10 protein-coding genes are annotated in these 11862 nt (G+C 72.8%); 4 read left to right on the top strand and 6 right to left on the bottom strand.

Going from position 1 to position 11862, the window contains the following annotated elements; translation table 11 throughout:
- Positions 1-35: 35 nt before the first annotated feature.
- On the top strand, positions 36-740 hold the full coding sequence (locus tag HAV39_RS18435) for an ABC transporter ATP-binding protein (protein WP_191840445.1): 705 nt from the start codon (positions 36-38) through the stop codon (positions 738-740).
- The gene (locus tag HAV39_RS18430) at positions 733-1470 is read left to right on the top strand and encodes an ABC transporter permease (protein ID WP_191840444.1); all 738 of its coding nucleotides are present in this window, start codon (positions 733-735) and stop codon (positions 1468-1470) included. Before HAV39_RS18435 ends, HAV39_RS18430 begins: the two co-directional genes overlap by 8 nt.
- A 155-nt stretch (positions 1471-1625) precedes the next feature.
- On the opposite strand, the gene HAV39_RS18425 is transcribed toward HAV39_RS18430, so the two are convergent.
- The 3 genes from HAV39_RS18425 to HAV39_RS18415 all read right to left on the bottom strand — a co-directional run bounded on the left by HAV39_RS18425 (position 1626) and on the right by HAV39_RS18415 (position 4653).
- Positions 1626-2708 carry a DUF5925 domain-containing protein gene (locus HAV39_RS18425; RefSeq protein ID WP_120319977.1) on the bottom strand — a complete coding sequence of 361 codons (1083 nt, stop codon included), beginning with the start codon at positions 2706-2708 and terminating at the stop codon, positions 1626-1628.
- Positions 2709-2786: 78 nt separating this feature from the next.
- A complete protein-coding gene (locus HAV39_RS18420) occupies positions 2787-4250 on the bottom strand; it encodes a PhoX family protein (protein ID WP_203736694.1) in 1464 nt (487 codons plus the stop codon).
- Between the two features lie 61 nt (positions 4251-4311).
- On the bottom strand, positions 4312-4653 hold the full coding sequence (locus HAV39_RS18415) for a MazG-like family protein (protein WP_191840443.1): 342 nt from the start codon (positions 4651-4653) through the stop codon (positions 4312-4314).
- A gap of 209 nt (positions 4654-4862) precedes the next feature.
- Between HAV39_RS18415 and HAV39_RS18410 the strand changes: the two genes are divergently transcribed.
- On the top strand, positions 4863-5990 hold the full coding sequence (locus HAV39_RS18410) for a DNA polymerase III subunit beta (protein WP_203736695.1): 1128 nt from the start codon (positions 4863-4865) through the stop codon (positions 5988-5990).
- Between the two features lie 144 nt (positions 5991-6134).
- Here the strand turns inward: HAV39_RS18410 and HAV39_RS18405 are convergent, their stop codons facing one another.
- Genes HAV39_RS18405 through HAV39_RS18395 form a run of 3 tightly spaced genes read right to left on the bottom strand, consistent with a single transcriptional unit; the run spans position 6135 to position 8380 of the window.
- A complete protein-coding gene (locus tag HAV39_RS18405) occupies positions 6135-6683 on the bottom strand; it encodes an NUDIX hydrolase (RefSeq protein ID WP_191840442.1) in 549 nt (182 codons plus the stop codon).
- Positions 6684-6707: 24 nt separating this feature from the next.
- Positions 6708-7586, bottom strand: coding sequence for an NUDIX domain-containing protein (locus tag HAV39_RS18400; RefSeq protein ID WP_191840441.1), 879 nt, complete (start codon positions 7584-7586; stop codon positions 6708-6710).
- A gap of 11 nt (positions 7587-7597) precedes the next feature.
- Positions 7598-8380: a hypothetical protein gene (locus HAV39_RS18395; protein ID WP_191840440.1), complete on the bottom strand. Its 783-nt coding sequence runs from the start codon at positions 8378-8380 to the stop codon at positions 7598-7600.
- A gap of 116 nt (positions 8381-8496) precedes the next feature.
- Between HAV39_RS18395 and lysX the strand changes: the two genes are divergently transcribed.
- Complete coding sequence (gene lysX / locus HAV39_RS18390) at positions 8497-11811, top strand: bifunctional lysylphosphatidylglycerol synthetase/lysine--tRNA ligase LysX (protein WP_191840439.1); 3315 nt, start codon at positions 8497-8499, stop codon at positions 11809-11811.
- Positions 11812-11862 lie beyond the last annotated feature (51 nt).

Genomic DNA, 11862 nt, shown 5'->3' with positions numbered 1-11862 from the left:
GATCTATACAGCGTAGATCACAAAGGAGGCGCGGCATGCTGTACGCGTCCGGCCTGCGCAAGGCGTACGGCCCGGTCACCGCCCTGGACGGCTTCGACCTCACCGTCGCGCCCGGCGAGATCTGCGGCCTGATCGGCCACAACGGCGCGGGCAAGAGCACCTTCGTCGAGGTCATCACCGGCCTGACCCGCCCGGACGCGGGCGTCGTCACCGTCGGCGGCCTGGCGCCCGCCCGCGCCCGCCACCTCGTCGGACTCGCCCCGCAGGAGATCGCGCTCTACCTGTCCGTGACCGTCGAGCACAACCTGCGCCTGTTCGGCGCGCTGGCCGGGCTGCGCGGGCGCGGCCTGCGCCGGGCGATCGACGACACCGCGCAGGCGCTCGGCCTCACCGACGTGCTCCGGCGGCCCGTCGGCCTGCTCTCCGGCGGGCAGCGCCGGCGCGCCCAGGCCGCGACCGCGATGCTGCACCGGCCCGCGCTGCTGCTGCTCGACGAGCCGACCACCGGCGCCGACCCCGGCACCCGCGCCGCGCTGCTGCACCTGGTGCGCTCGCACGCCGCCGCCGGGGCCGCAGTGCTCTACACGACCCACTACCTGCCCGAACTGGTCGAGCTCGGGGCCACGCTCGCGGTCTGCCGGGTCGGGCGGGTCATCGCCCGCGGCAGCCAGGACGAGCTGCGGGTCGGGCACGAGACCCTCGACGACCTCTACCATGCCCTGGCGGTCGACCATGCGTAGCCTCGCCCTCGTCCGGCTCAACCTGGCCCTGCTGGCGGCCGAACCCGGCGCGGTGATCAGCCGCATCGGCATGCCGCCTGTGATGATCACCGTGCTGCGGCCGCTCTACCGCGCCGCCATCGGCGACCAGGGCACCACCCACGCGGTCACCGGCATGCTGGTGCTGTTCTCGCTGCTGGGCCTGTCCATCGTCGGCGGCTCGCTGCTCACCGAACGCTCCTGGCACACCCTGGACCGGCTGCGGGCCACCCCCGCGTCGCCGTGGCAGATCCTGACCGGCAAGGCGGTCGCGCTCGGCGGCGTGCTACTCGCCCAGCAGGCGGTGGTGCTCGGGTACGGCGTGGTCGCGCTCGGGCTGTGGGTGGCCCGCCCGGACCTGCTGGCCCTGGCGGCCCTGGCCTGGGCGGTGACGCTGCTGCTGCTCGGCGCCGCCGCGGCGATGATGGTACGCAGCCACAGCGAGCTCGGCGCGGTCAACGATCTCGGCGCGCTGCTGCTGTCCACGCTCGGCGGCGCGATGGTGCCGCTGTCGCTGCTGCCCGGGTGGGCGCAGGCCGTCGCGCCCGCGTCGCCGGGTTACTGGGCGCTGCAGGCGCTGGGCGGCGCGGCGACCGGCGACCCGGACGCCGTGCTGCACGGCGTCGGCGTGCTGCTGCTCGTCGCGCTGGTCGCAGGCCTGTACGCCGCCTGGCGCATGAACCGCGGCTGGGGCCGCAGCCGGCTGCTCTGAACACTCCGTTGGCGCCGAGTCGGCCGTCGCGCAGGCGTCGCTCGCCGCCGCCCGCTTTTCAATAGATGCTGGCCTATGACGATGAAAAATCGGCGATCATATTCAACGTAATAGGCCAGCGTCTATGCGTGGCGCGGTCGGGTGACGCCCCCGGGTCACAGGTAGCAGCCGGTGGACGGTTCGGGTGTGAGCTGGACCAGGTCGCGGTCGCCGCGCTGGATGGCGAACAGCTCCGCCAGCGTGGCGCCGGACGAGCTGAGGCCCGCCGTGCTGCCCAGCCAGGCGCTCGCCTGGGCGAAGGGCAGCGGGCCGACCTCGATCTGGGCCAGGCAGCGGCCCGGGCGCACCACGGCCGGGTGCAGCTTGTTCAGCGGTTCGTTGGTGGTGAGGCCGACGAGCACGTCGCGGCCCTGCGCGAGCAGGCCGTCGGTCAGGTTCAGCAGGCGCGACAGCGCCTGGCCGCTGGACGCCTTCGCGGCCGAGGAGATCAGCTCGTCGCAGTCCTCGACCAGCAGCAGCCGCCAGCGCCGCTCCTCCTGCTCGTCGTCGCCGATGGCGACCTCCATCAGGTAGCTGGAGTCGTGGAACAGGTGCTCCGGGTCGAGCACGCAGTCGACCTGGCACCACGACGACCATGCCCGCGCGAGCGCGCGCAGCGCGGTGGTCTTGCCGGTGCCGGGCACGCCGTGCAGCAGCAGCAGGCGGCCGCTGATCGAGTCGGGCGTGAGCGTCATCAGGCGTTCCAGCGAGCCTGCGACGTCGGCGGAGTAGTTGTCCCGGATCGCGTCCCACGACGGTGTGGTGATCGGCCGGGTGCTGCGCTGCGCGCCGCGCTTGGCCGAGTGGTGCCAGAAGCCCATCGGCACGGTGTCGGCGCGCTCGACGTGGTCCTCGCGCGCGTTGCGCGTGGCGGCGTCGAGGATGCGCAGCGCCAGCTCCTCGGTGGTCGCGGTGACGGTGACCTCGGCGACGCCGCCGCGCCAGCGTGCGGCGCGCAGCGTCCAGCCGTCGCCCGCGGCGAGGTGGCTGCGCAGGCCGTCGTCGGTGGCCACGCGCAGCACCCGCCCCTCCTCCGGCAGCAGGTTGGCGTCCTTGCGGACGCGGGGCAGGCGGGCGGTGTGGGCGTACGGCTGCTCGCCCGTGCTGAACGGGGCGAGGATCATCGCGTCGACGACGTCCCGAGGAGTGTCGGAGTCATCAAGGGTGAGGTTGGTCGACAGCTGTGGCAGAGTGCCCATACCTCGATGATCTCGCAATTGGACCTGCGCACATAGCAGTTTTCCGGCCCCGTCGCCCGGCCTGAGCGTGCGCCGCGCTCAGATCCCGAGTTTCGCCCACGGCCCCCAGATCGCGAATGTCATCCCGTGTATGGCCAGCACGTTCACGAACAGCGTGTGCCCGTCCGGGCTGAACGCGCAGCCGGCGAACTCGTCGGCCTCGCGGGACACCCCGGCGCGGTTGGTGAGCCGGTTGAGCGCGATGTCGAGCACCTGCCCGTGCCGGGTGAGCCCGCGCACGTAGTTGTTGTTCGCGCCGTCCTCGCACAGGATGAGCGTGCCGTTGGGGCTGGTGGTGATGTTGTCCGGGAAGTCCAGTCCGTCGACGGCCGGGCACTGGTAGACCAGCCGGAGCACCTCCTCCGCGCAGTGGTAGGCCCAGACCTGGCCGTGGCCGTTGCCGTAGCCGCTGTCGAAGGGCCCGTCGTCCTTCTCCGGCCGGCCGCCGCCCTGCGTGGAGGTGAAGAAGACGACGCCCTGCCGGAAGGTCGAGCCCTCCAGGCGCGAGAACAGCGCCGCCCCGCCGTCGCGGCCCTGGTCGCCCACGTGGCGCAGCGCCTTGTGCTCGCTCGTCGGCGCGGGCACGCCCGCGGTGTACGGGAAGCTCGGCGCCGGGTCGTCGATGTCGACCCAGGTGACCGGGAAGACCGCGCCAGGCTCCTGCGCGGCGGCGAGGTCCAGGCGGGGGCGGCCCTTGACCGCCAGCGCCTGCAACCGGCCCCCGTCGGCGATGCCGCGCCCGTCGGTGCGCAGCGGGTCCGGCGCACGCGGCGGCAGGTACCGGTAGAAGCAGCTGGCGAAGGCGAAGTTGTCCTCGGTCAGGTAGAGCGCGCCGCCGGCCGGGTCGTACGCCACCGACTCGTGCGCGAAGCGGCCCGCCGCCATGATCGGCCGCGGCTCGACGGTGCCCTGCGCGGGCACCTCGAAGATGAAGCCGTGCCGCTCCCGCAGCTGGTAGTTGCCCAACCCGGCCACGTCCGGGCCGTGCACGGTCTCCTCGCAGCTGATCCAGGTGCCCCACGGCATGCGCCCGCCGCAGCAGTTGGTGTGCGTGCCGCTCAGGCTGGTGTGCGAGCGCACCACCTCGCCGTACCGGGTCACCTCGGTCGTGGTCGCGCCGCCGCCGGCCGCCGGGTCGTACGTGACGTGGCCCGGCCCGAACGCCGACCCGGTGACCTTGACCTCGTGGTTGCGCACCAGGATCGTGTTGCCGCCCGGCGCCTGGAACGCGCCCATGCCGTCGTGGCTGCCCGGCAGCCGGGAGCCGTCGTCGAGCACCACCGGCCACTCCGTGTCGTGAAAGGAGCGGTAGGCGAAGCCCTCGGGCACCCACAGCCGCGCCACGCCGTCGCGCAGGTCTGCGGTCGGCGCGAGTTTGATCCGTGTCGGCGGCTGCGGCGGCGCGCTCTGGCGGGCGAGGAAGCCGCTGAAGGGACCGGCGGCGAACAGCCCGCCCGCCACGGCCGCACCGCCGAGCAGCGAACGCCGTTTGATCACCATCATCGCGCTCACTTCCGTGCGTCGAGGGAGCTACGGAGGTGCAACGAGCGAACCACCCGCATGATCACGCATCGACACCGGCAGAGGTCCCTCCGTGTGCGGCCATCCGGTCGAGCACCTTGGCGGCCTTGGCCGTCAGCACCTCCGCCGGGTCGAAGCCCAGGCTGCGGATCGCCACGAACGACGCCAGCGCCACGTCGGCCAGCTCGTCGGCGACCTCTCGGGGCGTGTGCGTGACGCCCTTGCGCGGGTTCTGGCCCTGCACGCCGATCCAGGCGCTGGCCGCCTCGCCCGCCTCCTCGGTCACCTTGAGGATGCGCATGGTCTGCTGCTGCGGTCCGCTGCCGTGGTGCGTGTCCAGCCACCGCACCGCCGCGTCCACCGCCCGCCGGCTCGTCTCGTCCACCTGGCGCACCCTACCCGCCTCGCCGCGCACCGCCGGTGCGGCGCGGTGCGTGCAAGGTCATCCGACTTGCCTGGCAATCGTGCGTATCTTGAGCCCGCATCCGCCCACTTGCCAGGCAAGTCGAACGATCTCGACCCGTGTGGCGCGGCGCGACCGCTCAGGTCCGGTGACGGCGGTGCGGTGTCGTACCCGGTGGTTAGCGTGCGGGCATGGCGTTGGACGTGAGTGTCGGGACGGGGCCGTTGGCCGAGGCGGCGGCGCAGTTGCTGCGGTTGCTGCCGGTGCGGGCGCACCAGCCCGCGCTGGCCGGGGTGCTGCTGCGGGCCGACGCCGAAGGGCTGGAGCTGGCGGCGTCCGACGGCGAGGCGTGGGCGCGGGTGCGGGTGAGCGCCACCGCGCACACCGACGGCGAGGCGGTGGTGTCGCGGCGCGCGCTGGCCGACACCCTGGCCACGCTCGACGCCCCGCAGCTGCGGCTGTGCACCGAGGGCGCGCGGCTGGCGGTGCGCACCGACCGGGCCCGCTTCGCGCTGCCCCGGCTCGACCTCGACACCTTCCCCCGGCCGCCGCAGGCGCCCGCCGCGGTGGGCGTGCTCGCGGGCGCGGACTGGCGGGCCGCCGCCGCGGTGGCCGGCGCCGCCTCCCGCGAGGACGCTCTGCCGCTGTTCACCGCGGTGCGCATGCGTTCGGCGGGCGCGGTCGTCTCGATGCTGGCCACCGACCGCTTCCGGCTCGCCGCGGCGCGGCCGGCCTGGTCACCGGAGCCCGGCGCGGAGCTGGACGTGCTGGTCCCGGCGGCGCTGGTGGCCGAGCTGGGCCGCCAGGCGGGCCGCTCGGCCCAGGTGAGGCTGCACGCCGAGGACGGCCGGTTCGCGCTGTCCTGGCCCGGCTGGACGGTCGGCACAACCTCTCTGGCGGTCGCCTTCCCCGACCGGCAGCTCGACCAGCTGCTGGCGGCGCAGGCAGAGGCGACGGTCCGGGTGGACGCCGACGAGCTGGCCGCCGCGGTCGGCCGCGCGGCGCACTACGCCGGGCCGCGTGGCGCGGTCACCCTCGAACTCGGCGACAGCGAGCTGTGCGTGCGCGGCAGTGACCCCCTGGCCGGGGAGTCGTCCGAGACGCTCAAGGCCGACCTGCTGGGCGACCGGCTGACCCGGCAGTACCAGGCCCGCTACCTGCTCGACGCGCTGCGCCCGTTCGCGGGCCGCCAGGCGCGCCTGGAGATCCAGTCCGCGCTGCGGCCCACCGCGTTCACCGCCGCGTCACCCGAGCCAGGCGTCGACCTGCGCTACCTCGTCGTGCCCCTGCGCCCAGTGGACGCGACCAACCACGCCTGACCGCAGCTCAACCACGCCGGCCGCCCGACCCGGCCGCCGCATCGACCGAGCGCTGGCGCCATGCGGTTCCCGCAGCTTCGGGGAAAATCCAGGAATCGACGTCCCCTTACGCGCACTTTCCCCGAAACTGCGGGACCGGCAGGATCACAGCGGCGGGGCGGTGCCGGTGGTGCGCTGTTCGGCGGCGAGGGTGACCAGCTCGGGGTACCAGGGGGCGTCGGTGAGGAGGAGGCGGCGGGCCTCGTCGAGGGCGTGGGCGCGCACCTCCAGGACGGTCTCGCCGTCGTCGGGGTTGTCCGGTGCGCCCTCGATGCTCACCTCGGCGAAGCACCACAGCCAGGCCTTCTCCGGGTGCGGCTGGTGCGGCCGGTAGGGCGCGGGCAGGTCGGACACCGCGTGATGCGCGCCGATGACGTGCAGCGGGCCGCGCAGCACCGCGCCGGCCTCCTCGCGCAGCTCGCGGGCGGCGCACTCGGTGACGGTCTCGTCGGGCTCGCGGGTGCCGCCGGGCAGGAACCACACGTCCCGCTCGTCCCGGCAGAGCACGATCCGGTCTCCGGCGAACCCGACGACGTGCACGTTGGTGACGAGCCGGTCCTCGGGCGCGGTCGTGGAGAACCGGCAGTCGACGCCGGCCCACTCCCAGCGCTGCGGGGCGAACAGCAGCGGAAAACGGTCATGAGGGGATGCCACGGCCGGATCGTACCGGCGGGCGGCTCAGGAAAGGGGGTTCGTGGCGGGGACGGCGAGCAGGTCGAGGAAGGCGTGCTGGGTGTTGCCGGTGTCGCGCAGCAGCTCGCGGGCCTTGGCCAGGGGGATGAAGCGGCAGGTGACGACCAGGCCGGTGTCCCAGACGCCGGGGTCGCCGATGACGGTGTGCCGCCACTGGGCGCGGTCGTCGTCGGTGCGCAGGTGGAAGTAGACGTTCAGGTACGGCCGGCGGGTGTCGGCGAACCGGCCGCTCTGCACGCCCACGACGCTGAGCACGGACAGCGCGCCGGACACGCCGGTCTCCTCGTACGTCTCCCGCACCATCGCGTCGTTGAGCAGCTCGCCCCGCTCGACGCCGCCGCCGGGCAGGTGCGTGCCGGGTGTGCTCGGATACTCGAAGATCAGCACTTCCAGCGCGTCGTTGGCGCCGCGCGTCACGTAGCCGGTGACCCGCACCCGGGTGGGCCGGTGCGCGCCGATGCCGCTGACCGAGACGAACAGCCCGACCTGCACCAGCGTGACGAGCAGTGCCCCGACCGCCCACCACAGCGCGAAGTCGCCGAGCACCGACGCGACGACCAGGCCGAGCCCGAGGCCGCCCGCGATGGGCGCGGTGACCTGCCACCACAGGGGTGCGGCGGCCAGCCGACGGCGGTCCCGCCAGATCCACCACCAGGCCAGCGCGGATCCGGCCAGGGCCAGCACCGCGCCGACGGTGTCGAGCAGGCCGGGGCCGTGCGCGTCGCTGAACGAGATCAGGCGGGGCCCGTCGTCGGGCAGGGCCAGCAGCAGGCCGCCCAGCAGGGTGCAGACCGCCCAGGCGGCGATGACGTGAGCACGGCGCACCTTGGGCTGCTCCTCCACTGACGACGGTGGTTGCACCATATAGGCCCGCCTCACCGTTGTGGGGGAGCGTCGTGGTGTCCGGCCAACAGCTCCTGGAACCAGATCTTCGCCTTGATGGCGGGTCGGCGCAGCTGGGTCTCCCGCCACGTGGACCGGGCCAGCTTCGCCTGGGCTCGCGGGGTCGGCCGCAGGTAGCGCCAGCGCGCCCAGGGGGAGTGCGGGCGGGCCAGCCGGATCGCACCGACGATCAGCAGCACCGGGACGAACAGGCCGATCAGCCCGGTCCAGATCTTGCCCTTGACCAGGGTGAGCAGCACCAACCCCAGGTGGGTGGAGGCGATCGCACCGGCGATCACCCAGCCGACCCCGCCCGCGGCGGCGGCGCGCAGCATCAGGGAGTCGATCCCCGCCGGTCGGATGCCCAGCACCAGCAACCCGGTCACCGCGACCGCCACGAACACCGCGTCGATCGAGGTGCGGCCCTTCTCCGACCAGTACACGTCCTCCAGGTGCAGGATCAGCGCGAACTCGTCGAGCACCAGGGCCGAGCCGATGCCGAACAGGGCGGCGAGCACCGACCGCCAGAACACGTACTCGTCCGGCACGACCAGCGCGGCCACGCCTGCGACCAGCATGAACACCACGCCGAAGACGACGTGGTGGATGTGCAGGCCGCCGCCGGGGGTGACGTTGCCGGGCCACCACTTCACCTGTGCCCGGATCATGCGCACCGAGCAGCGGATGAAGACGAACCCGAAGATCACCCCGGCGAAGAAGCAGAACAGGGGCAGCCGGCCGGTCTCCACGACCGTGCGGTGGAACCAGTCGGACACCGTCCCACCCCCGCCTCCATACCTGAGCTTTCATCGTATTTGCTGCGTTAAGTGTAGTGAGTGCCATATGTTCGTGTTGACGGCCCGGATACTTCGCCGACGAGACGAGGTGGCACGTGGCTCCACCAGCTGCAAACGCGGCGACCCGCGCGAACGGACGGAACTGGCGCGACAAGGTGCCCCGCGTCTTCGCCATCCTGATCGCCTGCATCGCCGCGATCAGCGCGCTGGCCGCGGTCGGCGGCGCCCTGGGGCACAGCACCCAGCCGGTGCGCCGCATCCTCGACGACGTGCTGATCCCGGTCCCGGCGAACCTCGCGTACGCGGCGTTCATGGCGGTGCTCGCCGCGGCCACCGCCCGGCGCAAGAAGATCGCCTGGTGGACCATGATCGTCTACCTGGTCATCGACGTGGGATCGAGCGTGCTCGCGCTCGGCGTGATCACGCTGGTGCCCGAGGGCGAGCTCGTCGACGATGCCGGGGTGCCGCTGTTCAGCGGCTGGGGCCGGGTGGCCACCGGCATCGCGGTGGTCGTCGGCGTCGCGGCGCTGGTCATCCTGTTCCTGGCCCGCGAGCAGTTCTACGCCCGGATCCGCAAAGGCGCGGTGTGGAAAGCCCTCGCGGTCTTCGCGGGCGTCGCCGCGGTCGGCATCGGCCTGGGCTACAGCCTGGTCGCCGCGTTCCCCGGCACGCTCGGCTCGGACGCCGGGGAGCAGCTGGCGTACGCCGCGGAGAAGGTGCTCGGCGGCGCGTTCGAGTTCGATGTGACCCGCGACGGCGCCGCACCCGGCTGGGTCAACTTCGTCCTCGGCCTGTTCGGCGCGATCGCGGTGTTCGCGGCCCTGTTCACGCTGCTGCGCTCGCAGCAGGTCAACGCGGTGCTGGAGCCCGCCGACGAGGTGAAGGTGCGCGGCCTGCTGGACCACTACGGCGAGCGCGACTCGCTGGGCTACTTCGCCACCCGGCGCGACAAGCTGGTGACCTTCTCGCCGAGCGGCAAGGCCGCCGTCACCTACCGCCCGGTCAACGGGGTGAGCCTGGCCAGCGGCGACCCCGTCGGCGACCCGGAGGCCTGGGGCGCCGCTATCTCCGCGTGGCTGGAGGAGGCCCGCAGCTACGCGTGGACCCCGGCGGCCATGGGCGCCAGCGAGGAGGGCGCCACGGCGTACCACAAGGCGGGTCTGAAGGTCCTGGAGCTCGGTGACGAGGCGATCCTGCTGACCGACCGGTACTCGCTGGACGGGCGGGAGATGCGCCAGGTGCGCCAGGCCGTCAACCGGGTCGAGCGGGCCGGCTACACCTCGACGGTGCGCCGGCATGCCGAGATCCCGGCCGACGAGATGAAGGAGATCGCGGAACTGGCCACCCGGTGGCGCGACACCGACAGCGAGCGCGGCTTCTCCATGGCGCTGGGCCGCCTCGGCGACCCCAACGACGGGCAGTGCGTGCTGGTCGAGGCCCGGGATCGGGACGGCATCGTGCGCTCGATGCTGTCGTTCAGCCCGTGGGGCCGCCGCGGCCTGTCGCTGGACCTGATGCGCCGCGACCACGAGGCCGAGAACGGCGTTATGGAGTTCATGGTCACCGCGCTCATGAACGCGGCGCCCAAGCTGGGCGTGGAACGGGTGTCGCTGAACTTCGCGGTGTTCCGGGCGGTGTTCGAGGAGGGCGGCCGCATCGGCGCCGGGCCGGTGCTGCGGCTGTGGCGGCGGGTGCTGATGTTCTTCTCCAAGTGGTGGCAGCTGGAGCAGCTGTACCGGTCGAACATCAAGTACCAGCCGGAGTGGGTGCCGCGCTACCTGTGCTTCGGCGAGCGGCGCGACCTGGCCAAGGTCGGTCTGGCCTCGGCGATCGCGGAGGGCTTCCTGACCGTGCCGGGCACGCCGGTGGCCGCGCTGGACGCGACCGCGGCACCCGTGCTGGAGGGCCTGCCCGCGCCCGCGGAGCCGGCCGAGCTGGCCGGTGCGGCGCACGACGAGAGCGTCACCGAGCAGATGGCGGTACGCCTGGCCAAGCTCGAACGGCTGCGCGCTGCCGGCGTCGACCCGTACCCGGTGGGCTTCCACCCGACCGCGACCTGCGGGCAGATCCGCGAGCGGCACCCGGAGACGCCCGCCGACACGCGCACCGGCGACCGGGTGTCGGTGGCCGGCCGGGTGATGCTGCTGCGCGACCACGGCCACATCGCCTTCGCGACCATCCGCGACTGGGACGGCGACCTGCAACTGATGATCGACCGGGACGTCGCGGCGTGGACCGACGCGATCGACATCGGCGACCACGTCGGCGTCACCGGCGAGGTGGTCACCACCAAGCGCGGCGAGCTGTCGGTGCACGTGGACACCTGGGAGATCACCGGAAAGTGCCTGCGCCCGCTGCCGGACAAGCACAGCGGCCTGAGCGACCCGGAGGCGAAGGTCCGCCAGCGCTACCTGGACCTGATCACCAGCAGCACGGCGCGCGAGCTGCTGCGGGCGCGCAGCGCGGCGGTGCACAGCCTGCGCCAGTCGTTGCGCGACCGCGGCTTCATCGAGGTGGAGACGCCGATCCTGCAGCGCATCCACGGCGGCGCGAACGCACGCCCGTTCACCACCCACATCAACGCCTACGACCTGCGCCTCTACCTGCGCATCGCGCCCGAGCTGTATCTGAAACGGCTGGCCGTGGGCGGCGTGGAGAAGGTGTTCGAGCTGGGCCGCACCTTCCGCAACGAGGGCGTGGACTACAAGCACAACCCCGAGTTCTCGATGCTGGAGGCCTATCAGGCCTATGCCGACTACGACTCGATGCTGACGCTGACCCGCGAGGTGGTGCAGTCGGCGGCGCGGGCCGCCAACGGCGAATGCGTGATCATGCACGACGGGCAGCCGCACGACGTCTCCGGGGACTGGACGGTGCGCACCGTCGACGAGGCGATCTCGTCCGCGCTGGGCGAGGAGATCACCGCCGACACCGACGTGGAGAAGCTGCGCAAACTCTGCGACGACGCGAAGATCCCGTACGACCCGAAGTGGGGCCGCGGCGCGGTGGTGCTGGAGATGTACGAGCGGCTGGTCGAGGAGAAGACCGTCATGCCGACGTTCTACAAGGACTTCCCGACCGACGTGTCCCCGCTGACCCGGCAGAGCCGCGTCGACGCGCGGCTGGCCGAACGGTGGGACCTGGTCGCCTTCGGCACCGAGCTGGGCACGGCGTACTCCGAGCTCACCGACCCGATCGAGCAGCGCCGCCGGCTCACCGAGCAGTCGCTGCTGGCCGCGGGCGGCGACCCGGAGGCGATGGAACTGGACGAGGACTTCCTGCAGGCGCTCGAATACGCCATGCCGCCCACCGGCGGTCTCGGCATCGGCGTCGACCGGCTGGTCATGCTGCTCACCGGCCGGTCCATCCGGGAGACCCTGCCGTTCCCGCTGGTCCGCGGCACCCGCTGAAGCCATACGACCTATTTAGGCATTTTGGTATGGTGCTGGTACGTAGGCCGC

The organism is Catellatospora chokoriensis, from assembly GCF_011297315.1.
GTDB classification, from domain to species: Bacteria; Actinomycetota; Actinomycetes; order Mycobacteriales; family Micromonosporaceae; genus Catellatospora; species Catellatospora citrea.
The sequence above is the reverse complement of the archived record's forward strand: the minus strand, read 5'-3'. Positions and strand labels throughout refer to the sequence as shown.

Bases quoted from the DNA above. Each gene is read 5' to 3' on its own strand.
- HAV39_RS18435 (WP_191840445.1), top strand. From the start codon at position 36: ATGCTGTACGCGTCCGGCCTGCGCAAGGCGTACGGCCCGGTCACCGCC.
- HAV39_RS18430 (WP_191840444.1), top strand. From the start codon at position 733: ATGCGTAGCCTCGCCCTCGTCCGGCTCAACCTGGCCCTGCTGGCGGCC.
- HAV39_RS18425 (WP_120319977.1), bottom strand. From the start codon at position 2,708: ATGGGCACTCTGCCACAGCTGTCGACCAACCTCACCCTTGATGACTCC.
- HAV39_RS18420 (WP_203736694.1), bottom strand. From the start codon at position 4,250: ATGATGGTGATCAAACGGCGTTCGCTGCTCGGCGGTGCGGCCGTGGCG.
- HAV39_RS18410 (WP_203736695.1), top strand. From the start codon at position 4,863: ATGGCGTTGGACGTGAGTGTCGGGACGGGGCCGTTGGCCGAGGCGGCG.
- HAV39_RS18400 (WP_191840441.1), bottom strand. From the start codon at position 7,586: ATGGTGCAACCACCGTCGTCAGTGGAGGAGCAGCCCAAGGTGCGCCGT.